The organism is Butyrivibrio sp. WCE2006 (assembly GCF_000701985.1).
Taxonomy (GTDB): Bacteria; Bacillota; Clostridia; order Lachnospirales; family Lachnospiraceae; genus Butyrivibrio.
The window spans coordinates 1-21,559 of record NZ_JNKH01000032.1 but is presented as its reverse complement, the minus strand read 5'-3'; the positions used below and the strand labels follow the sequence as shown (position 1 = coordinate 21,559).

The 21,559-nt window shown below is 41.0% G+C and carries 29 protein-coding genes and 1 pseudogene; 25 read left to right on the top strand and 5 right to left on the bottom strand.

What is annotated here, in order from left to right; genetic code table 11:
* The first annotated feature begins 3 nt into the window (after positions 1-3).
* The 9 genes and pseudogenes from T501_RS14980 (at position 4) to T501_RS14935 (ending at position 5,046) form a co-directional block, all read left to right on the top strand.
* On the top strand, positions 4-486 hold the full coding sequence (locus T501_RS14980; RefSeq protein WP_044915696.1) for a GNAT family N-acetyltransferase: 483 nt from the start codon (positions 4-6) through the stop codon (positions 484-486).
* 4 nt (positions 487-490) lie between these two features.
* Positions 491-931: a DUF5680 domain-containing protein gene (locus T501_RS14975; protein WP_044915694.1), complete on the top strand. Its 441-nt coding sequence runs from the start codon at positions 491-493 to the stop codon at positions 929-931.
* A 14-nt stretch (positions 932-945) separates the two neighbouring features.
* Positions 946-1,185, top strand: a complete 240-nt coding sequence (locus T501_RS14970; RefSeq protein ID WP_044915691.1) for a tautomerase family protein — start codon at positions 946-948, stop codon at positions 1,183-1,185.
* Complete coding sequence (locus T501_RS14965; protein WP_044915690.1) at positions 1,185-1,697, top strand: P-loop NTPase family protein; 513 nt, start codon at positions 1,185-1,187, stop codon at positions 1,695-1,697. The genes T501_RS14970 and T501_RS14965 overlap by 1 nt, the downstream gene beginning before the upstream one ends.
* A 64-nt stretch (positions 1,698-1,761) precedes the next feature.
* On the top strand, positions 1,762-2,358 hold the full coding sequence (locus tag T501_RS14960) for a histidine phosphatase family protein (protein WP_026511700.1): 597 nt from the start codon (positions 1,762-1,764) through the stop codon (positions 2,356-2,358).
* A 185-nt stretch (positions 2,359-2,543) separates the two neighbouring features.
* Positions 2,544-3,560: an NUDIX domain-containing protein gene (locus T501_RS21830; RefSeq protein ID WP_197027970.1), complete on the top strand. Its 1,017-nt coding sequence runs from the start codon at positions 2,544-2,546 to the stop codon at positions 3,558-3,560.
* Between the two features lie 4 nt (positions 3,561-3,564).
* Positions 3,565-3,801, top strand: a pseudogene (locus tag T501_RS14945) (GNAT family N-acetyltransferase); the annotation flags it as partial.
* A 1-nt stretch (position 3,802) separates the two neighbouring features.
* On the top strand, positions 3,803-4,225 hold the full coding sequence (locus tag T501_RS14940) for a 2-thiouracil desulfurase family protein (RefSeq protein WP_044915687.1): 423 nt from the start codon (positions 3,803-3,805) through the stop codon (positions 4,223-4,225).
* Positions 4,222-5,046, top strand: a complete 825-nt coding sequence (locus T501_RS14935) for an ornithine carbamoyltransferase (RefSeq protein ID WP_044915686.1) — start codon at positions 4,222-4,224, stop codon at positions 5,044-5,046. Before T501_RS14940 ends, T501_RS14935 begins: the two co-directional genes overlap by 4 nt.
* Before the next feature lie 162 nt (positions 5,047-5,208).
* On the opposite strand, the gene T501_RS14930 is transcribed toward T501_RS14935, so the two are convergent.
* On the bottom strand, positions 5,209-6,390 hold the full coding sequence (locus T501_RS14930) for a type II toxin-antitoxin system HipA family toxin (protein ID WP_044915685.1): 1,182 nt from the start codon (positions 6,388-6,390) through the stop codon (positions 5,209-5,211).
* Between the two features lie 501 nt (positions 6,391-6,891).
* Here T501_RS14930 and T501_RS14925 point away from each other — a divergent pair.
* The 7 genes from T501_RS14925 to T501_RS14895 are packed head-to-tail and all read left to right on the top strand — an operon-like array spanning position 6,892 to position 11,868.
* Positions 6,892-7,989, top strand: a complete 1,098-nt coding sequence (locus T501_RS14925) for an RtcB family protein (protein WP_050008342.1) — start codon at positions 6,892-6,894, stop codon at positions 7,987-7,989.
* Positions 7,986-8,732 (top strand): class I SAM-dependent methyltransferase, encoded by a 747-nt coding sequence (locus tag T501_RS14920; protein WP_242845539.1) that lies wholly within the window; start codon positions 7,986-7,988, stop codon positions 8,730-8,732. Before T501_RS14925 ends, T501_RS14920 begins: the two co-directional genes overlap by 4 nt.
* Positions 8,729-9,088, top strand: a complete 360-nt coding sequence (locus T501_RS14915) for an NUDIX domain-containing protein (RefSeq protein WP_081843188.1) — start codon at positions 8,729-8,731, stop codon at positions 9,086-9,088. The genes T501_RS14920 and T501_RS14915 overlap by 4 nt, the downstream gene beginning before the upstream one ends.
* Before the next feature lie 18 nt (positions 9,089-9,106).
* The gene (locus T501_RS14910) at positions 9,107-9,622 is read left to right on the top strand and encodes an NUDIX hydrolase (protein WP_044915684.1); all 516 of its coding nucleotides are present in this window, start codon (positions 9,107-9,109) and stop codon (positions 9,620-9,622) included.
* Between the two features lie 21 nt (positions 9,623-9,643).
* Positions 9,644-10,456, top strand: coding sequence for a hypothetical protein (locus T501_RS14905; protein ID WP_044915683.1), 813 nt, complete (start codon positions 9,644-9,646; stop codon positions 10,454-10,456).
* 40 nt (positions 10,457-10,496) lie between these two features.
* Complete coding sequence (locus tag T501_RS14900) at positions 10,497-11,156, top strand: hypothetical protein (RefSeq protein WP_044915681.1); 660 nt, start codon at positions 10,497-10,499, stop codon at positions 11,154-11,156.
* The gene (locus T501_RS14895; protein ID WP_050008338.1) at positions 11,143-11,868 is read left to right on the top strand and encodes a class I SAM-dependent methyltransferase; all 726 of its coding nucleotides are present in this window, start codon (positions 11,143-11,145) and stop codon (positions 11,866-11,868) included. Before T501_RS14900 ends, T501_RS14895 begins: the two co-directional genes overlap by 14 nt.
* Before the next feature lie 450 nt (positions 11,869-12,318).
* Here T501_RS14895 and T501_RS21445 read toward each other — a convergent pair whose 3' ends face one another.
* Both T501_RS21445 and T501_RS14890 read right to left on the bottom strand, forming a co-directional pair.
* Positions 12,319-12,483 carry a hypothetical protein gene (locus T501_RS21445; RefSeq protein WP_155831539.1) on the bottom strand — a complete coding sequence of 55 codons (165 nt, stop codon included), beginning with the start codon at positions 12,481-12,483 and terminating at the stop codon, positions 12,319-12,321.
* A gap of 497 nt (positions 12,484-12,980) precedes the next feature.
* Positions 12,981-13,664, bottom strand: a complete 684-nt coding sequence (locus tag T501_RS14890) for a helix-turn-helix domain-containing protein (protein ID WP_197027969.1) — start codon at positions 13,662-13,664, stop codon at positions 12,981-12,983.
* Positions 13,665-13,710: 46 nt separating this feature from the next.
* Here T501_RS14890 and T501_RS22945 point away from each other — a divergent pair, with 46 nt between their 5' ends.
* On the top strand, positions 13,711-13,887 hold the full coding sequence (locus T501_RS22945; protein ID WP_155994878.1) for a P-loop NTPase family protein: 177 nt from the start codon (positions 13,711-13,713) through the stop codon (positions 13,885-13,887).
* 321 nt (positions 13,888-14,208) lie between these two features.
* Positions 14,209-14,607, top strand: a complete 399-nt coding sequence (locus tag T501_RS14885; RefSeq protein ID WP_044915679.1) for a (deoxy)nucleoside triphosphate pyrophosphohydrolase — start codon at positions 14,209-14,211, stop codon at positions 14,605-14,607.
* 65 nt (positions 14,608-14,672) lie between these two features.
* Here the strand turns inward: T501_RS14885 and T501_RS22940 are convergent, their stop codons facing one another.
* Positions 14,673-14,837, bottom strand: a complete 165-nt coding sequence (locus T501_RS22940; RefSeq protein WP_155994877.1) for a hypothetical protein — start codon at positions 14,835-14,837, stop codon at positions 14,673-14,675.
* Positions 14,838-14,865: 28 nt separating this feature from the next.
* Between T501_RS22940 and T501_RS20380 the strand changes: the two genes are divergently transcribed.
* Genes T501_RS20380 through T501_RS14855 form a run of 7 tightly spaced genes read left to right on the top strand, consistent with a single transcriptional unit; the run spans position 14,866 to position 20,047 of the window.
* On the top strand, positions 14,866-15,342 hold the full coding sequence (locus T501_RS20380; RefSeq protein ID WP_050008336.1) for a YcxB family protein: 477 nt from the start codon (positions 14,866-14,868) through the stop codon (positions 15,340-15,342).
* Between the two features lie 11 nt (positions 15,343-15,353).
* A complete protein-coding gene (locus T501_RS21430; RefSeq protein ID WP_155994876.1) occupies positions 15,354-15,518 on the top strand; it encodes a hypothetical protein in 165 nt (54 codons plus the stop codon).
* Between the two features lie 20 nt (positions 15,519-15,538).
* Positions 15,539-16,630: an aldo/keto reductase gene (locus T501_RS14875; RefSeq protein ID WP_044915677.1), complete on the top strand. Its 1,092-nt coding sequence runs from the start codon at positions 15,539-15,541 to the stop codon at positions 16,628-16,630.
* The gene (locus tag T501_RS14870; RefSeq protein WP_044915676.1) at positions 16,627-16,935 is read left to right on the top strand and encodes a hypothetical protein; all 309 of its coding nucleotides are present in this window, start codon (positions 16,627-16,629) and stop codon (positions 16,933-16,935) included. Before T501_RS14875 ends, T501_RS14870 begins: the two co-directional genes overlap by 4 nt.
* An 18-nt stretch (positions 16,936-16,953) precedes the next feature.
* Positions 16,954-17,136: a hypothetical protein gene (locus tag T501_RS14865; RefSeq protein ID WP_207641195.1), complete on the top strand. Its 183-nt coding sequence runs from the start codon at positions 16,954-16,956 to the stop codon at positions 17,134-17,136.
* 33 nt (positions 17,137-17,169) lie between these two features.
* Positions 17,170-18,444 (top strand): discoidin domain-containing protein, encoded by a 1,275-nt coding sequence (locus T501_RS14860; protein ID WP_044915673.1) that lies wholly within the window; start codon positions 17,170-17,172, stop codon positions 18,442-18,444.
* A gap of 13 nt (positions 18,445-18,457) precedes the next feature.
* Entirely contained in the window at positions 18,458-20,047 is a 1,590-nt protein-coding gene (locus T501_RS14855) for an SH3 domain-containing protein (RefSeq protein WP_044915671.1), read from the top strand.
* A gap of 87 nt (positions 20,048-20,134) precedes the next feature.
* On the opposite strand, the gene T501_RS14850 is transcribed toward T501_RS14855, so the two are convergent.
* Complete coding sequence (locus T501_RS14850; protein WP_044915670.1) at positions 20,135-21,127, bottom strand: COMM domain-containing protein; 993 nt, start codon at positions 21,125-21,127, stop codon at positions 20,135-20,137.
* Positions 21,128-21,559 lie beyond the last annotated feature (432 nt).

Sequence of the window (21,559 nt, the reverse complement as noted above, 5' to 3'; positions counted from 1 at the left end):
CAAATGATACGAGAAGTTAAACGTGAAGATATAGGGGATTGCGTGAATATTATAAGGCAGAGCTTTATTACTGTGGCAGATGAGTTTGGATTTACGCCTGAAAATGCTCCGAGATTTACAGCATTTGCAACAACAGAAGACAGACTCATCTGGCAGATGGATAATGAGAATCGTCTTATGTATATATATGAGCAGGAAGGCGTCCCATGCGGATACTATTCACTGCTGAAGCAGGAGAATGAAGAATGTGAGCTTAATAATCTTGCTGTTCTTCCTGAGTACAGACATCTTGGAATAGGAAAAAAGCTTTTAGAACATGCATATGAATCAGCGAGGAACGCAGGATGCAAGGAAATCAATATAGGAATTGTTGAAGAGAATGTAGTTTTGCGCAGATGGTATGAGCAAAATGGAGCTGTTCATGTCGGGACAAAGAAATTTGATTTTTTCCCATTTACATGTGGATATATGAGGAAGGAAATATAAGAAAATGAATAAACAGATGATAGATTTCCTAATTAGGGCAAAGAGGGCGACTTATGCAGGTAAGGGAGCTGAGACAGTACCTTCAAGAGAAAAATCTCACGACCTTATATATGAAGATGGCGATTATATGTATTATGACACCTATCTTGGAGGCAACAAATTTGCCGGTGAAGAAGCGCTGTGGATAAAGAAAAATCCATACTGGAGCATGAATTATGTGGGAAGGGTAATCGGAGAAAACTTCAGCGGAGATTTTTTGAAGGAATCATTGCTTCTGGTTCCGGAGGAAAAGCCATTTAGAGGACCAGATGAGCATGCTAACGGTGATTACAAATATGAATGTCGCATTGATGGGGACTTTGAATGGTTCCAGGGCAGGGAAATAATCAGCTATAAAGGAAATATCATATACGAATGCTATTTCCACGGAGGACTCATTGAGTAAGGAAGGTGGAAATTATGCCTCATGTTGAAATCAAATGTTTTGAAGGAAGAACTGACAAACAAAAAACAGAATGCGCTGAGAGAATTACGCAGGTAATAGCAGAGACATTAGGCTGCAAGACTTCAAGCGTTTCTGTTGCTATTAAAGATATACCGGAGAAAGATTGGAAAACAGAAGTCTGGGATAAAAGCATTGTTCCGGATGAAAAATATTTATATAAGCGTCCTGGCTATTCGTGCGATGGGGAAATGTGATGAAACTGGATATTATTGGATCTGTTGCCAGTGGGAAGACCACTCTTGCAAGAAATTTATCAGAGACATATCACGTTCCTTTTTATCAAAAAGATAATATTGTTTGGGAGCGAACTCCCAATGGTGATAAGAAACGTAATGACAAAGAGCGAGACCAGCTTTTTCAGGAGATCATAAACAGTGATGACTGGATTGTTGAAGGTTCTCCAAGGAAACTGTTACGCGAGAGTTTTGAGAAATGTGATTACATCATCCTGTTGGATATACCAATCTATAAAAGATTAGTAAGAACAATAAGGCGCTGGATCAGACAGAGAGCAGGAAAAGAGAAATACAATTCACAACCTACGTTTAAGTTCCTGTATTACTGCATAAAGTGGGTGTTTGAATATGAAAAAGATAGGGAAGAGATTATTGGATACCTTTCTGCATGTGGTTCTAAGTATAAAAGATTCACGACATCTGAAAGTGCTAAATTGTTTATAAGCAAGGAGTATCGGGAAAAGCAATGAATGAATTACAGATGCATACTGGATGGATTCGCGAAAATGAATGATGAGATGGAATTAAAGTAACATGAAGATTTATTTTGCAAGACACGGACAAACAGATTGGAATATTCAGAGAAAAGTGCAGGGAACGACGGATATTCCACTAAATGAAAATGGCATTAGACAGGCTCAGGAGCTGTGCAACAACCTGGAAGAGAGGAACTTCTCTTTTGAAAAGATATACACAAGCTATCAAGCCAGAGCAGTAAAAACAGCTCAAATCGTAGATGATCACTTTCACACAGGGTATGAAATCGTACAAGGTTTGGAAGAAATGAATCTGGGCCTGTTTGAAGGACATACGTGGGATGAGATTCTGGCAATGTACGCAGAAGAACACAAACTGTGGATGTCTAATAAAAGATATAATAAAACCCCAAACGGTGAGTCATATCAAATGGTCATGGAAAGGTTGTTTAAAGCGTTGGATCATATTTTGGGGCAGCGTGATACCTCCTCAGATAAGAATATACTGATAGTTTCACACGGGGCAGTTATTATGACTCTTTTGGCAATGCATAGAGATATTCCTTTTGAACAGTCTCACACGATTGAGGTTGATAATGCAACGCCTATTGAATTCAGCATTGAGGAATTGGAAGAAATCAGAAAGAGGTTATGAGCAAGATATAAGAGAAGAGGAAGATTTAGCAGGAGGAGTTTAAGGATAAAGATGTGCATGGCCTGTTAAATGATGGTGATGAGGAATTTGTATATGTGTCGGTAACAGCGCCTCCTATTAACTTTGGCTATGCATATCAAGAAAAGAAATGATTGGATTATAGATGCATACTGGATGAAGAGGATATGAAAACACTTTTTGAGATAGACTTAAACGATTATAAGGATACTGATGCTGTATTTCGCAGACCTTCGGCAAGAGCCATTATCTTTCAAGGAGATAAGATAGCTCTTGTTTATAGCAAGAAAGAGAAATATTTCAAGTTTCCTGGCGGCGGAATACATGATGATGAAGATAAAAAAGAAGCTCTGATACGAGAAGTCAGGGAAGAATCAGGAATGGTTGTTATTCCTGATAGTATTCGGGAATTTGGAAGTGTTCTTCGTAGACAGAAAAGCGATAAGAGCGAGAATACTATTTTTGAACAGGAAAACTATTACTATTATTGTGACGTGCAGGATGAACTTGTAGACCAGGATCTTGATGATTATGAAGAAGATGCGGGTTTTGTCCTGAGAGTTGTTGATCTTGATACTGCGATAGCTGCTAATGACATTTATACAAGCGAAAGCTATTTTAATGAGGTTATGATAAAACGTGAACTCAGAGTGCTCAAGCTTATAAAAGGTGAGATGTTTAATCAGCTATCAATGAAAAAAGTCATTGTCCTTGGGTGTTCCGGTAGCGGAAAAAGTACTTTTGCTATTAAGCTTCACGAAAAGCTGGGATTGCCACTTTATCATCTTGATAACATCTGGTGGAAGGCTGACAAGACACATGTTTCCAGAGATGAGTTTGATGCAAAGCTTGATAAACTTGTTAAACTTGATAGTTGGATAATAGATGGTGATTATAGCAGGACTTATGAAAAACGTATTGCTGCCTGTGATACTATCTTTTTTCTGAATTATTCCGAAGATACTTGCATGGATGGAATTAGCAAACGAGTGGGACAAACACGTCCGGATATTCCATGGACAGAAGAAAAAATTGATCCAGAACTTGTGGAACTGGTCAGGAATTATGAAAAAGAAAACAGACCAAAGCTATTGGAGCTTTTTGCGCAATATCCTGAAAAGAACGTGATAACTTTTAAAACAAGAGAAGAGGCTGATAAATGGATTACAGAAAGGCAACAATAGAAGATACAGGATAATGCCTACATATCACAATCCAAGTGGAGAAAAAGCTTACGTTATGAATATGTATACTGCTCCTGGCTATCGCAGACAGGGGATAGCATATAAGACGTTAGATTTTCTTGTACAGGATGCTAAGAACAGAGGTATTACAGCTATATCGCTGGAGGCTACTGACATGGGAAGACCTCTTTATGAGAAGTATGGCTTTGTAAAAATGAATGATGAGATGGAATTAAGATAGCATGAAGATCATGGTAAGCGCCTGTCTCTTAGGGCAGAACTGTAAGTACAATGGTGGTAACAACTATAGTGAGAAAATTGCTGAGTACATCAAAGGGTATGAAGTGATTCCGGTATGCCCAGAGGTTGCCGGTGGACTTCCTACACCAAGGATTCCATGCGAAATCGTAAATGGAGTTGTTACTAATAAGAACGGTGATAGTAAGGATAAAGAATTTAGATCCGGAGCGGAGCTTTGCCTTAAGAAAGCACTTGAAGAGAAAGTGGACATGGTGATTCTTCAATCGAGAAGTCCATCCTGCGGAGCAAAGCAGGTTTATGATGGCAGCTTCTCAGGAAAGCTGATTGAAGGAAGAGGTGTGTTTGCACAGCTGCTTGTTGATAATGGTATAAAGGTGCTTGATTTAGAGGACTTGTACAAATGAAATCTTTTATAAAACTTACAGACTTCAAGAAAAGTGAATTATTTGAGATTTTCAAGATTGCTGATTCTATAGAGCAGTATGAGGGCTTCTTAAAAGGAAAGACTATCGTTATGTTCTTTCCAGTATCCAGCATAAGAACCAGAGTGTCTTTTGAAAAGGGTATTTTTCTTCTCGGTGGGCAATCCATATTATTTGACCCGGCAACGTTAGATAAAAAGGAAGATATCAGGGATGTTTGCGGATATCTGCAAAATTGGGCTGATACTGTTATAGTCCGTTACCCGGATATTACTATGCTTGATAAAATGGCTGAAGCTATGACTATACCAGTTATAAATGCACTGACAGATGATAACCATCCTTGCGAAATGATGTCTGATTTATATGCACTTTCAAAAGTCAGAGCTGATTATCTTAAGGATAAGTATTTGTTTGTAGGGGCTGATGGAAACATAGGGAGAGCCTGGAAAGAAGCATCAGAGGCATTCGGATTTTCATTAACTCAGAGTAGCCCTGCAAAGTATCAAATCGCTGGAGTTACTTGTAATGATAATCTGAAGAATGCGCTTGAAGGTAAAGATGTTATTTGTACGGATTCCATTCCTTCAAACATGATAGGGGAATTTAAGGATTATCAGATTTCTAAAGACTTGATGGGAGTAGCAAATAAAGGCGCTATCCTAAATCCATGTCCGCCATTTTATAGAGGCGAAGAAGTAACAGAAGATGTAATTGATTCTGATTACTTTGTGGGATATGAGTTTAAACAGAGTTTATTAAAAGTGCATCAGGCAATTTTAATCTATTGCTTATCAGATTAAGGGAGAATAAAGTGGTGGAAATCAAGCGAGTCACAGAGAATGAAAGAACGAGCGAGTTCATAAATGTAGAGTTTACAAATTATGCTACCGATTGTGATGTTGCACTTAACTTTGAAGAGTTCTGCTTTGCAGCAGTGGATGACGGTAAGATAGCTGGGGTTATCACGGGTCATGCTTATTACAATGAGGTACATATCGGAGACGAAGACGCTGTTCTTCAAGATAAACTCCAAGCTCATCCTGAGTGATTCTTTTTATTTTCTCTAGGCTGTCCAAGCAGTAGTCTTTGGATAGTCCGGCATCTATGCCAATCTTAACAAAATCTTTATCTGATATATCTTTTCTTTTCCCATTTACAGATGTGGTCTGTTCACCGAAATAGGTTGTGCTGTATGTCAGGTCGTATGCCGGAGCCAGCCTCCAGCTATGATCCTCGGTATAGGTAAAAGAGAAATTCTTGGTGTGGTCGTCCCTGTTATGGCAAAGAGTGTTAAAGCACATAGTAAGGAGCATCTGCTCTTTGTCATGAGCGTTGTCCTTGGTCAGGATCTGTATCAAGCGCATATATGTGGAGTAGTCACAGGAGGGCGCTCTGAAGTCTGCTTCCAGGAGACCAGCGAAAGTTATGGTAAAGATCTTTTTTCCTGATTTTCTGTCGAAGCGTTTGGTCTTAAAGTAGCCCTCGCATATTTTGGATGGGATCAGGTATGTGTCAGTCATCTCTATTCCGCACTTCTTGGCACTTAAGGAGTAGTCGTATTCTCTTTTTCCGCATATGGATGGATCCTTGGCTGCAGGGAATTTGACTATGAAATCCTCATTGCCTTCATGGAGAAGAATCTTTGGGCTTGTACCACCACTAGAACCGGCCATCTTAAACAGCAGATCTAACTGATCGGAAGGTTTTGATGAGATGAGATTAGCGCAGGCGGCAGATAGCTCGTCATAATCAAGGGCAGCGCTATCTATATTGAAATCTGCTTCTTTGGAAGGATAGTATTCAAGGGCTCCCATTCCGGATGTACCTACATAGGCGAGCCTGTCCAGGATTGTAAGCTGATCTCTGAGTATTCCTACAGAGGAGAGATACCTGTCAAATAGCAACTCTCCCCATGAATCAGGTAGACTATCAGCAAAAACGCCAAAAAGACCGTGGAAGATATCGCGGTTCTTTTCCGGTGGAACATATACGGTATTGGTTAGCGGGAGAGAACGAGGGCTTATGGAAAAACCGCTTCGGATCCAGCCATCGCTGTACTGAAAAGCAATACGTTTATCTGGCATTTCAGCCAGCGTTCCCACAAGTTTATCATGATAAAAGACATCAAGCTTTCTGTTACTCATCGTTTAAAACCTCATCAATATTAAGATAGACAGGCTGTGAGAAAAGAGTTTTGATCTCGTCAGCAAGTCCCAGTTCCATTGCAATCTTGACTAGAGACATGAGCGATATCTGGCCGGTCTGTTCAAATTTCTTGAGCGTGGCATAGCTGACGTTGCTCCTGTTTTATCGTTGGTGAAATAGGAGTATTGCGCGATACAAGAAATGTGATATACTTCAATCTGTAACAAATAATTCATGTCGCTCGAATGAGCAGAAAGGAGGACGATCATGAGATACATGACGACTATAACAGCTACTAATAACGCAAATGACAGAGGCATGATTGTCCGCTATCTATATTTCTGATTATTCTATCAGACTATTCATGATTTAAACTGGCAGGACTATTGTTGGCCTCTGATTCGACGGAGGTGTTTTTGGCGTGCTTAGAAGCAGAAGACATCCCAGACGGAGGTTTTATTTTGATATCAGTAAAAGGAAAATATGCAGAAGCACAGATCATGTGCATGCAGGAACTCACTGGCTCAGATGTGGATCATTATGCCCTTTCGCAGATAAAAATGATATGTGACAATGAGGCATCTGAGGGATCAGTAATCAGGGTTATGCCGGATGTTCACCCTGGTAAAGTCGGACCGATAGGACTTACAATGACTGTGGAAGACAGGATCCTTCCTGCACTTGTCGGTATTGACATTGGCTGTGGGATGCTGGCAGTTAAGCTTGGTAAAGTCAGAAACGATTTCCAGAAGCTGGACAGCGTTATCAGGGAAAATATACCGGTCGGATTTAGCATCAGAGGGAGTGCCCACAGTAATGCTGATTTTGATTTTTCAAGGCTCAGATGCTGCAAGCAAATCCGCAATGAAAAGGCCATGCTTAGCATTGGGACGCTTGGAGGCGGAAATCACTTTATCGAGATTGATCAGAATGATGACAGGGAATCTTACATGGTGATCCATACTGGGAGCAGGCACCTGGGAAAAGAAGTCGCTGAGTATTACATGGATGCCGGTCAGAAAGAGCTAAAATCAAAAGGTATCACGGATGTGCCCTATGAACTGACGTACCTCACAGGTACGCTCATGGATGACTATCTTCATGACATAGCCATAGTGCAGGAGTATGCAGATCTTAACCGCAAAGTTATTGCAAGAGACATTCTTAAAGGAATGAAATGGAAAGAAAAGGAATCGGTTTCCTGCATCCATAACTGTGTGGATTTTTCTGGAGATAAGCCGGTTCTCAGAAAAGGAGCAATTTCAGCCAGGGCAGATGAAGAAGTCATAATTCCTATAAATATGAAGGACGGGGTTATTCTTGGTAAAGGGCTTGGAAATAAAGAGTGGAACTATTCTGCTCCTCATGGGAGCGGGAGAATCTCTTCAAGGGAGAATGTCCTACAGAATCATACGGTTTCTGAGTTTAAGGCAGAGATGAAGGGGGTATATTCTGTCTGCATCGGAAAAGAGACGCTGGATGAAGCTCCTTTTGCTTACAGAAGAGAGGGCTATATAAAAGAAGCTGTAAAAGATACGGTGATAATGGAGAAAATCATCAAGCCTGTCTATAACTACAAAGGAGGTAATGCCAGATGATCATGCAGATTAGCTCCGGCATGGGACCGGTAGAGTGTAGGGTGGCAGTCGGTGGAATATTTGGGCAGATTCAAAAAGAGTTCCCGGACATAGAAATTGTTACAGCGACCAAGGGAGGATGTAGAATGTTAGACAACAGAGGATTTGATTTATGGGCAGACGGATATGACGCAGAGGTGGGAATTTCTGATGAAGAAAACAGCTATCCGTTTGCTGGATATAAGGATGTTTTGGGTGGAATTTTCCAAGAGGTAATGACTAAGGGGAATGCCCGTGTTTTAGATATTGGATTTGGAACAGGAACTTTGACAACGAGGCTTTATGAAAATGGCTGTGATGTGTATGGGCAGGATTTCTCTCAGCGCATGATAGAACTTGCAAGGGTAAAAATGCCTGATGCACACCTATATCAAGGTGATTTTTCCAAGGGATTAGTTCCGGAACTAAGTGACTGTAGTTTTGATTTCATTATCGGAACCTATTCTCTTCACCACTTATCGGATGATCAGAAAACAGTTTTCTTTAAAGCGCTGCTGAATCATCTTAATGAGGGTGGAAAGCTTCTTATCGGGGATGTTGCCTTTGAGACAAGGGCAGAGCTTGAAAAATGCAGAACAGATGCTGGGGATGACTGGGATGATGATGAAATCTATTTTGTGATAGATGAGATAAGAAAAGCGTTCCCACAGACAGAATTTGAGCAAAAATCATATTGCTCTGGGATAATTAAAATCAGCAGATGATTGAAACAGCCGGTGGCGGAGTAGAAGCTGGGGAAGATTTGAATACAGCTATCAGGCGCGAACTTAAAGAAGAACTTGGCGCTGATGTTGAGGTTCTGTGCAAGATCGGAGTTGTCAGCGACTACTATAATCTGATCCACAGGCATAACATCAACAATTACTTCCTATGTAAGGTAAAAACATTAGAAGATAAGCATCTTACCCAGGATGAAATTGAGGATTTTCATCTTTCAACTTTGAAGCTTGGATATGAAGAGGCACTTGTTGAGTATGAGAGATGCAGATGTACGAGCCTTGGAAGGCTTGTTGCAAATAGGGAAGTGCCAGTTCTGAAAAGGGCTAAGAAACTATTGTAGAAGGTAAGGGAATAAGCAATGGCAGAGATCTGGGATTTATATGATCGTGATGGAAACAGGACAGGAGAGACTTGGGTAAGAGGCTTTGGCAATTACAAGGATATACCTGAAGGCAGATATCATCTTGGGGTAGATATTCTTGTAGTACATGAAGATGGCACATATCTTCTGATGAAAAGAAGTGACGATAAGGACGTTTATCCTGGGTTCTGGGAAGCAAGTGCAGGAGGCTCAGCTCTCAGCGGGGAAGAACCACTTGAGGCAGCTACAAGAGAACTGCTTGAGGAAACAGGCCTTGTCCCAGACAGTATGGAACTTATAAATGTCCTTTTCAAGGATCCTAGCAGGGCTATGTTCTTTTCGTATCTGGCAAGAGTGAGCTGCGATAAGGACAGTGTTACTTTGCAGGAGGGCGAGACAGTAGCTTACAAATGGCTTGATAAAGAAGCTTTTCTTGAATATGTTGATTCCGAGAATGCGATTGGGTCACATAATCAGAGATTTGAGAAATACATAAATACACTTAGATGTTAGCAATTGTATTTGGGGAATAGAATGCAGATTAAGATTGGACAATATGATTATTCAGAGTGCTGGGATGGTGTCTTTTATAAAAAGCTTTCAGACTATCCTCATATAACAGAGTGGGAGAAGCAGACTGTTCTTGACTTCGAGAAGTATGAGGCATCTAATGGTCGTACTTGTGATATAGAAGCGGACTCTGATATCCTGAATGAAATCGATAATTACAGATGCAGATATAACGGAAGATATCGTGTATCTCCGCCAGACAAGATAACGGAATGTACAGCCTGCCCTAAATATAAAGGATGTTTGACGGATTTGGTTTGCCATACTTCGCCATTAGAAAACGCTGTTCAGATATTGGAATGTGGGAATCTTCTTTCGCCTGTGCGAGCACGTAAGATGTCAGCAGCGCAGTTGCGTGAAGAAAGCAGAAATGCGGCGAATGATCCTGAAGATTACTTTGATTACATTATGTTTGCATGGGGGAACTGTCAGGCTGGAGATAGACTTGTAATGGAGAGAAATCTCGGAAGATTTCCGGATGAAAAAGATCTGAGTGTCTGTTTTACTCCAGGCGTAAGATTTTTTTTCAGATATAAGGACTTGATTATGCATCCTAATGCAGTTTTTGAGGGTGTTCTTCCACTCAAGGTCAAGAATGAAGTTGTACTAAAGGACTGGGTATATACAATTGTGGCCCCGTCTAGCTACAGAGAAGTGCTTGCACCTCATGTTCCAGACGAGTTGTCGCAAAAGGTGCATTTTATTGATAACGATTGTACAGATATATGGGCGTGGTCGGAAAAGGTCTATGAATATGCCCATAATCTGGGAAGATAATACTTAAGCCTGGGGAAGAGCTGGTTTTGGAGTGAATGACATGAGCCTAGATAAAGAAAATATATATTACTTTAATGGGACTGCATATGCAGGTAAATCTACAATGGTGAAACGGCTTGCTGAGAAATATGATGGCATAGCCTGTGAGGAAAACTATCATGATGAGCTCCAGGAAACACTTGATAAGAATGAATACCCTTGTCTTACATACACCAGAGATTTGCAGGACTGGCATGATTTCATAAGGCGCACTCCGGAGGAGTATGCATCATGGATAGATGGCGTTACCCTGGAATGTGAGAGGCTTGAACTGCAGATACTTGAAAGGCTTTCCGGGCAAGGCAAAAAGATATTTGTTGATACCAATATATCAGTTGAGACTCTTCGGAAGATATCGGATAGGAATCATGTTGCTATCATGCTTGCAGATCCTGAGATTTCAGTGAAGAGATTTTTTGAAAGACCTGACAAAGAGAAGCAGTTCCTTTATCAGCTCCTTTTGGATGAAAAGGATCCAGATGCTGCAATAGAAAACTTCAGACAGTGCCTAAAGCTGATAAATTCAAAAGAGCGCTACGATAAATTTGCAAATAGCGGGTTTAATGTTTTCATCCGTGATGAGAGCAGAAGCATTGAAGATACAATGAAATTGATAGAAAAGAGTTTTGGTTTGAAAGAGGTAAACAGTGGGGACAGTTAAAGATTACAGAAATATGGTAGAGCAGCCTTGGGGAAGAATGATCTACGACTTGATTTTCAGACAATTAGATGTTTCAAATGATAAGAGGCTTAAAATATTGGATTTCGGAGCAGGCTTTTGTCTGACATCAAATCATTACGCTAAATATCATGATGTGACTGCCGTAGAGCCCAATGAGGAAATGTATAGCCTACGGGTTAAGGACAATGATTATTTATTGATAACTCAAGGAATAGAGTATTTGCAGACAATTCCAGAAAATACCTATGATTATGTCATTTGCCACAATGTCTTGGAATATGTAGAAAATGTGGATGAGGTACTTAAGGAGCTAATCAGGGTTCTGAAGCTGGGGGGAAGGTTATCAATTGTAAAGCACAATGAATTAGGAAAAGTCTTTGCTTATGCGGTACTAAATGACAATCCAAAGGCTGCACTGGATATTTTGATGGACAATAAAGAAGAAGGCAGCATTTTTGGAAACAGAAATCTGTATAACAATAATCAGCTTGTGAATGCACTATCAGGCACCATGGAGTTGATGGATGTTTATGGTATAAGGTCATTGTTTGGACTTTCATCTAATAATGATATTAAGTTCAGTGACGAGTGGTATAAATCAATGCTTGAACTGGAAACAGAAGCTGACTCAATGGACGAGTTTAGGAAAGTCGCCTTTTATAATCATCTGATTTTTAAAAAGAAAGAGTGAATATTTATTGCGAGAGGAAATAAGCTAGCCTATGAGTTAAAAGCTGTTGGTGGAAACCTCTTTTGTGATCAGGAAGAAACCGTGGAACTGAAGTATTTTTCAAAAGAGGATAATCCAATTCTTTTCTGTAAGCAGCATGAAGAAATATGGCGGGATATTTTTGCATGACAGAGAGGAAAGACTAAATGAACATTTTGGTTAGAACTGCTCAAAAAGCAGATTATAATAAAGCCGTGGTATTTGTTTTGGTTCACAAGTACCGCGGCATTTTTCTTGGGTGCCCGGAACTGTGCTATTCCGGGCGTGTTGTTATGAGGATTGTATTAAAAAAGTTTCTGTTATAATTCCCAGAAGATTTTCATCTCCCGATGGATGTATATTAGCATCTGAAACTTAAGGGAACATAAAAAAGAAGATCCCTTCCGGAATCTTCTGGTTGCTATATAGGGATTACCAAACGTAGGCTACAGCGTTAGCTATATCTTCAGTGATAGTGTTATCTTTAACAAGCTTCTTAAGCCATTTATCAAGTTTGCCTACTTTGTGATTTGTCTGGATAAAGTGAATCTTCTTGCCATTTACATCATTTGAAAGAAACAGTTCATACATATACATAAGAGAAAACCTCCGAAAATCATTATATTTGTTTCATTCGTATTGGCCATTTGAATGTTCTTTTTGCGCGTCCGAAAAATATATCGATGGTCAGGCGAAAAAACTTTAGGGCTTTTTCAAATATTTTTTATTATCTTTTTAAGAGCATATTTGTGAAAATAATTTTCAAATAATCACCTGAAGTGAAATTTGTCAAATATAAAAGCTGCATTTCTGCAGCTGAATTTTTGAGGGTTAGCTGCCAGGATGTCACGTTTCTGGCAGCTTGTGTTATGAAGAAAAGTTTATATGAAGGGTACCAAGAGGTTTGTTGCTCTTGATGTGATTAAGTTTAGATTATTATCCTAAAGCGAAGTTAAAAGAAAAAGGTGAGATTGTGAAAGATTTGTGAATTATTCAACTCAGATGGAAGAACTACTAATACATAATAGCTTCTAGCCCTGATAGATACTTGCAATACAAGGAAACCGAGCCGGGTATTTTTACTGCGTATTGACCTAAGAACGCAGGAAGGCTTTGCGGTAGGCAAGAGGGAGCAAACCTTTAGAACTACTGAAAAGTTCAGCAAAATGTCCGGAGGAAGTATAGCCTACGGCAGCAGCCACCTCGGAGACGGGAAGGTCGGTATAAGCAAGCAGGTGTTCAGCGTGATCAATTCGGACTTTTTGTACATAGTCGGCAATTGTCATTCCATAGTAAGCCTTAAAGGTTGATTTGAGTTTGGTGGTGCCCATGCAGGCAATCTTTGACAAAGATGCTGTTGTTAAATGGTCTGCATAATGATCATTGATATATAGACCAAGACTTTTTAGTAATTCCTCATCTGCTGGGGATATAGAAGTCTTGGTCTTTTCATTTATTTTTCTATGGCGTTCAAATACCAGGGCAAGGGCTTCACGCACTTTGCCGTCATAATAAAGAGCCGCACTTGATCTGGCTCCATCATATCTCCATATTTCCCAAAGAAGCTTTTTCATCTCTGGAAAGTCTGCTGTTTCATCAATGCTTTTAAAAGCTGATCTAGGATCATCGTAAATGGATCCAAAGTTATCTTTTAGGACCTGATGAAAAAAGTCAGGGCGATATTCAATGCCGATAGACCTGATAGGAATATTGCGATGTATCAGAGCACGATATGGTTCGTATCCTCCAAGAAAACTCTTTATTACATTGCAATTCAAACTTCTGTATGGAGTTAATTCTTCTCCACTTATAGCTGTAAGCCTCATGATGGATAAAGAGATTTTGCTATTTGATGAACCTACCAGCGGTCTTGATTATAAAAACATGCTGCTGTGTGGCGATTTTTTAAAGAAGCTGGCAGAAAGAGGAAAAGTAATCATCGTAGTCACGCATGATGAGGAGTTTATGAACTGTTGCTGTGATTGTAATTATCAGCTGTAGGCTTTATAAAATAGTAATTGTGCGCCATTTCAGCGCCGTATACAATGATATTGTCAAAGGGCAGTTATTTCAAAAGAGATAACTGCTCTTTTTACGCTTACTTTTAGAAGCAAAACCGCATGGTTATGCGCTTTCGTTGAAAACAAGTACTATTCATGATAGGATAAATATTGGTATTTTGTACTACCTTATCGTTTCTTGGGACTGCCAATTATCTTAGCCACATTGGAAGTAGACCCATGAATATCATATGGCGCATGGACAATCCAATACCGGCAAAGTATCTTAAGAAGACAAATAAACTGGAAGTAGGATAATCATATGAAGACTGTAAATGTTGTGGCTGCAATAATTTGCGACAAATATGATCATAAGACAAAAGTATTCGCCACACAACGTGGATATGGTGAATTCAAAGATGGTTGGGAATTTCCCGGAGGAAAGATTGAGGAGGGGGAAACACCAAAGCAGGCTCTTGTGAGAGAAATAAAGGAGGAGCTAGATACAGATATCGAGGTTCACGATTTGATTGATGTCATCGACTACGACTATGAAACATTTCATCTTCACATGCATTGTTTCTGGGCGACAGTAAAGAATGGCCACCTGTCATTGCTTGAGCATGAAGCGGCAAAGTGGGTTACCAAGGACGATATTGATAATTTGAATTGGTTGCCTGCAGACGAAGGGCTTATAATCGAAATTAAAAACCATCTGTAATTTGCATCAAAGACGCTTGCAATATTCTTAATGAGAAAATTGATAAAAATGAAAAGAAATATCCTCTAGATAAGAGCAAATGGGGAGATTCCGCTGACATTCATTCTGGTTGCCATAGTATTTCTGGGGCAGCAGGTGTATGAAGGAGTATTCCTTAATGACAATATATCTAATCTGTCACATGTTGTCGGTGGTGTGATCGGTTCAGCTGTAGGATATAATTTGAACATGAAAAAATAATCGGAGGAGAGGCAGAATATGCCATATGAAACACAGTCCCAGTGGACTATTGATGAATTAAAGAAATTAAATAAAGCGACACTTATTGGAATGCATAAAGCATGCCTGGCACTTATTATTGTGCTTGAAGTGGTTTTTGTGGGAGGACTTATCGTATCCTTTGTTATTGGTTCGATAAAGCTTGCATTTGAATTTGCAATAATGCTGATTGGCTTTCCATTAGCACTATACCTGATTACTAATTTCAGGATCAGGAAAGAATATAATACGAACAAGATTCTGCAGAATACTGTAACAACTTTTAGGTTCGCTGAGGACAGGTTTGAATCAGTTAGTGACAGAGGCAGTGCATTCGTAAAATATGATGAAATTTACAAAATACTCGAGACAGATACAAACTTCTATTTCTTCCTCAGCAAGAATCAGGCACTTAATATTATCAAAGCCAATTGTTCAGATGAACTGATATCATTTCTTCGCAAGAAAAAGAGGTGACAAAAGACCTGATGCAGCTGGCAAACGAAAAGGCAATCTTAAATCCGTGCCCTCCATTCTATCGTGGCGAAGAAGTGTCGGCTGATGTGATCGATTCAGATTTCTTTGTGGGATATGAATTTAAAAAGAATATTTTGAGAGTTCAACAGGCAATCATGATTTATGCTTTGAGCTGAAAAGGAAGAGGAGCGCTTATATGAAGTATAGAGAAAATAAGAAAACCAAGGACAAGATAAGTGAAATAGGATTTGGTTCGGCATATATATTTGAGGCAGGATTTGACACTGCGGTGAAAACAATTCGACATGCCTATGAAAGCGGAATCAACTATTTTGATATGGCTGCTGGAGATGGGAGTGCATTTCCTATGTATGGAGAAGCGCTATCAGATGTCAGGGACAACATCATATATCAGATACATTTCGGAGCAGATTACTCAAAGGGAACCTACGGATGGTCACTTGACCTTGATACCGTCAAAAGGTCTCTTGATAAACAGCTTCGTGATTTAAAGACTGATTATATAAATTATGGCTTCATACATTGCCAGGATGAATTTTCAGATTGGGAAACTTATCAGAGAAACGGTGTATATGACTATCTCCTGCAGATGAAAGATGAAGGTGTTGTAAAGCATACCGGTTTATCATCACATACTCCGGCAGTCATACAGAAAATCATGGATGATGCAGACATTGATATGCTTATGTTCTCTATCAATCCGGGGTATGACTATGGGCAGGGAGATTATGCTCATGGCGGTGTGGATGAAAGAGCTGAAGTATACAAGCGCTGTGAAAAAGAGGGTGTTGGCATTTCTGTCATGAAGCCTTTTTCAGGAGGGCAGCTCCTTGATGCCAGGCAATCTCCGTTTGGACAGGCACTGACTCCTTACCAGTGCATCAGATACTGCCTGGATAAACCTGGCGTGCTGACAGTCCTTCCGGGGGCTCAGAGCATAGTAGAAGTGGATGAGCTACTCTCGTATTATGACAAGTCCGAGGAAGAGCTGGACTATTCTATCATAGGCACTTTTGCTCCGTCCCAGGCTGCAGGTAAGTGTGTGTACTGCAATCATTGCAAGCCATGCCCTGCAGGAATAGATGTTGGCCTTGTAAATAAATACTATGATCTTGCCAAGGTTGGTGATTCTCTTGCAATAGAGCATTACAAGACTCTGGAAAAGAATGCATCCGACTGTATATCATGTGGCCACTGCAACAGCAGATGCCCGTTTGGGGTAGATCAGATTAGCAGGATGAAAGAGATAGCAAATTTTATGGTGTGAGTCGAATCTATCTGATAATAGGTGATTATGAATGCTCGGGATTAGGCGCTGACAGCGGTCTTATCTACACATGGCCGTATGAGCTTGCGGATAAAATTGTTGAGGTGGTTGACCGCTATTTCGGCGTCTTTTTTGATGAAGGCGATTTTTATGATATGGGGATTGATAATCCCTATCTGGGAACCGTGGAAAATGTTGATGGAACACCATGGTATTCCGAGCCTGATGCAGACGGAGAAATGTACAGGAATAATGCATTTACCGTTGTGATTCCAATGGGACATACCAAAGCGGTATATGCGTGAATTACAATGCACAGTATTATGATTCAGCTGATATCTGTCCCGGTGACGGAGGGCTTCTATCGGAACGAGCAGGGTAGGTTCTACACTCTGACCGATGATTTTACCTACGGTCACAGGTATCTGATAACAGAGCTTATATATGACAGCAAAACAGGTCAGTTTAAAAAGGGCAAGGTTACGGACAAAGACTGGGCTTATTAACAAATAGCGACTTGGGATAGAGGAATACAAATAATGAAGAGAAAATCACTTGCAACGATCATCATTTGTATTATCAGCGTAATGATTCTTGCGGGATGCGGCATGGCTACTGAAAGCAACTCTGCGGACAAGCCGGAAGCTGTCGAAGAAGATGCAGAGATAGCGGAAGATTCAGAGAAAGAAGCTGAAGACTCAGATGATGAAGATGATCAAAAAGCTCACGAGAAAAAATCAAAAAAGAAAGCATCCAAAAAGGCAGAGGAGATTGAGGAGCCTGTAGCTCTGACAAAATCAGAGTGCGAGGATGAAATTGAAAAGCTGATGAATACAGAGCCTATCACGCCCGAAAATGCGGAGCTTCTTTTGGAAATGGCAAATTGTGTGCCCTCCGCATGGATTGATGAGTCGGGCGTAATATTCTCCGAAATGGATAATGAATATAAAGAGCGACTGCGAATGGAGTTCTTTGATTTGATATTCTACGGAGGTCCGGAGCTTAGTGAGGCAACGGCAAAAAACTTTGATCCAAGCTCCGGAGTTCCGTTAGAGGATGTCGAGGAAATATGTAGAGAGTTGTACGGCGAGGATGATTTTACTTCTGGTGAATATGAGGACGTAAAGGACGGATGCCTTTTTCCTACATTTGGCGCAGGAGATGCGATCCATGTTATTGAACATATGCAGATCTTTGAGGATGGAGATTATTGCCTCCTTTCCGGTCCGATGATATGTATCAGTGATTATGAAGGGGATCGGTTCGAAGGCTACGGAGATATTCTGTTTGTGAAAAATCCCGACAGCAGATACGGTGTAACTCTTCTGTACGGAAGATGTCGGGATGAAGTTATGGGCATCTCATCTGTTGAAACATCTTCAACGCTTCCAGCATCAAAGGATAAATCCTATGCGGCGGAGAATCTTATCGACAATGACTATACAACCGTATGGGTTGAAGGCGCTTCGGGAGATGGTATCGGTGAGACCATAACCATACATCTTGATAAGGAGCAGACTGTATTCGGCGTTCAGATAGTAAGCGGTTATACGGCAAGCTATAAGCAATACAATGACAACGGCGTTCCGACGGCATTTTCTGCGGACTTCGGAGGCGGAGCAATCGCGGAAGGCAGTCTTGAAGACTATTATATAAGCGAAGATTATTCGGTTGAAGATCTGGCTGCCTTCAACCGGAGCAGGATAGAGCTTGATAAACCCGCAACGACGGATACGATCACGATAACGATTACCGGTGCAAAAAGCGGAGCCAAATATGACGATACATGCGCCAGCGAGGTTTGGGTGTATTAAGGAGAACCGTATTATGAAGAGAAAATCATTTGCTACAATTATCATTTGCTTAATCTGCGCTATGCTTCTTACAGGCTGCGGAGCCGCTTCTGACAGCAGCCTGACGGACAGGCTCGAGAACATCAGGGAGGATGCGGAAGAAAATGAGAATGAGGAGGAAAATGCAACTACCCTTGATGTAAAGCAGGCTGAGAAGAACCTGAAGGAAATGAGCGATGCCATGGTCAGTTACCTGTGGGTTGCTCTGATGACGGAATCTGAGGGCGATGTTTTCAATCTCGGAGAAAGTGTGGATCTTAAACTTTCTGATTCCGATAAGATCAGAGCAGCCGTGCTGGCGTCAGAGACGGATGGTGTTATCGACGGTTATTTTAGCCTGAAAAAGGGAGAACTCGTAGAGGATAAGAATGCTGAGACCGGGCCGGACAGTGACGGATTTCACGGGATGTCTGTTTCTGATAAAAGCGTGGAAGAGAACTGCCTTGACCTATTCGGGGAAGAATCTGACTGGGATGCTCTTCCGGAAAAACCGGTATGCGACCTGTTCGATGCGGTTTCCTATACCGATGAAGACGGTACACACGCCCTTCAGGTCGATCAGGAAGTTGATACGGAAACCGCACTCGAAAATCATGAATGCACGATCACGGAAGAAGACGGTAAATACATTGGCGAAGTCAACATGTTCTGGGGATATTGGGGCGAACTGGAACAAAAGCCCGGTTACTCGAACTATGTTGTAACATATACGCTTGAGGCAAACGATAGATCAAAGTATGGTATGGCGATAACAGCGATAAGTGTAAGCAAGGCAGAAAAGTCTTCCAAAGAGGACGTGACAATAACGGATGTATCATGGAATCATGGGAGTTACGAGGAGTTCATTGAAGCTGATTCGGATGTAACAGAAGTGTATTTCACGCTGAGTAATGGTGAGACCATCACAAAACTGGTTCCTCTCGGATATTATGTGGATGGAAAAGAGGAAGTTGATATAGACTGTGACGGCGAGGATGAGATCGTTATTAATCAGTATTTTTCAAATACTGCGGCTGAGTATAACATTGTCTATGTCTTTAAGCTTGTAGATGGTAACATTGAAGATATCTCTCCTATGGGAGATATCCCCGAATTAACTGATGATGTTGCGGATATGATGATCAAACCGCTGGATAAAGAAGGGTATCCTAAGTATGCGCTTGATGTGACCACGTATCAAAAGGAAAGTGCGGATGTCTCGGTAAAAAATCATGCATTATTGGCGTGGCATAATGGTTCATGGGAAGAGATTGAGACCGATTCTGATGAAAAACAGCATGAGGAAACCTCGGAGGATCATACCATACCGGAGTATTTTATCTATGTAATATCACCTGACGGATATGCAAACCTCCGCACAGGTCCGGGCACCGAGTATGATGTGATATGTCAGATACCGACCGGCGATTCCATGGAGGTATATCGCGAGACCGCCACGGATAAAAAGGGTAACAAGTGGCTGAAAGTAGCTTACTGGCATCCCGAGGGAGCATCTCAACTCGACGGATCCAATGAACAGGGAATAACAGAGATCGGATGGATTGCGGAATCTCAAGTTGAATAGCATGTACAGATATGTAGTTATGCTTGTATCGGCAACAGACTGACAATTTCTAACGAGCTTAAAAAGCGGGCGTTAAAGGATAAAGAATCATAATCTCTTGAGATCGCTTATGAACGAAGGATACACCGTCTGATCGGTCATGAATTCAAATTGTAATGACTGGATCTTCGCATCCCCGTAAATGGTGCCTGAGACAGTGATATGTCCGCATCCGTCTCCTGTAAAGCGTATCGTTGAATCATATGCCAGTTCCCGGAAAACAGCCTCATCGGTTTTAAAATTGACCAGTTCTTCAAGCTGTGTGATCAGTTCCTTGATATCCTTGTAATCGCATTCGCAGCAATGACTCTGCCCCGAAAACTCCCCGGAACGAACCTTCATGGTAAAAAAGCAGTTATAAGGATTGCCGGATTTCTCGTCTTCCTCGCTGTGGGAAAAGCATCTGATCTCAAAAAAGTCATCGCCGTATTCCAATCTTGCAGTACCGGGTGTGCTTATCTTTGTCCTGACCTCCTTGGGATAATCATCAATATCAGTCCTGATCGGCATTGTATCCACACCGACCGGAATGTTGTTACGAAGATATGCCTCAAGAATCTGTGCAGGCGTATCAAATACTCCGATATCCTCTGTCCATTCATAGATACAGTATAGTTTTGAATCCTCTCCGATGTAGACAAGTGCAGGGTAGGTATAACCGACCACTCCGATGGGGCAGATATTCTGACCGGTAAATTCCCGTACCGTTTCGATGTCATCCATTGCACAATCAAGCCTTCTCAGCATATCCTTTTCGGTTTCAACAGGGTCAAAAGCACTGGAATAATAAAAATCGGTAATGGTATCAAAGCAGTTCAGGGAAATATCCTTGTTGCGTTTTGGATCTGTAAGCATGATGTAGCTGTTGCGATAGGCCCCGCCGTACTGTTTGAAATAGTCTATAGCCGAAGGAAGCAGCTCAATCCCGGCTTTTTCGTACAACGCAATAAAGCCTGCAACCTCTTTTTCGCTTACCGGAGTGCAGACCAGTCGTATTGCTTCATTCAAACGTTCTATCAGTGTTCCGCTTAATTCGATCATAGCGAGATAATTATATCACGGCAGGCGACCACAAATAAACAGGAGCCGCGATTTTGAGGACGGCAGTTTGACAGTTGAATAAGATAATAATACCCTACAGGCCGCTTCTGGTCTGTATTTTAGTACCATAAAAGTGTAGTTGTTAGAGAGTAATTAACTCTGACATCTGCACTTATTTTTTTATAATAAGGGGAGTAATTGGTCTGACGTGGCTCTATTTGGATCAGCGCATCCGTCATAAAAACCGTTAGCCAACCCCTTATTATAAGCATTCGCTTAAGCAGGTAGGGAGAAACACCCGCGTAACCAACTAAACTGAATGGTAATAAGTGTGGCTGGAGCAATTACTATTTACAGTTGGAGGAGGTTCAGAATGATTAGTGTTGGAATTGATGTATCAAAAGGAAAAAGCACTGTCTGCATACTTAAGCC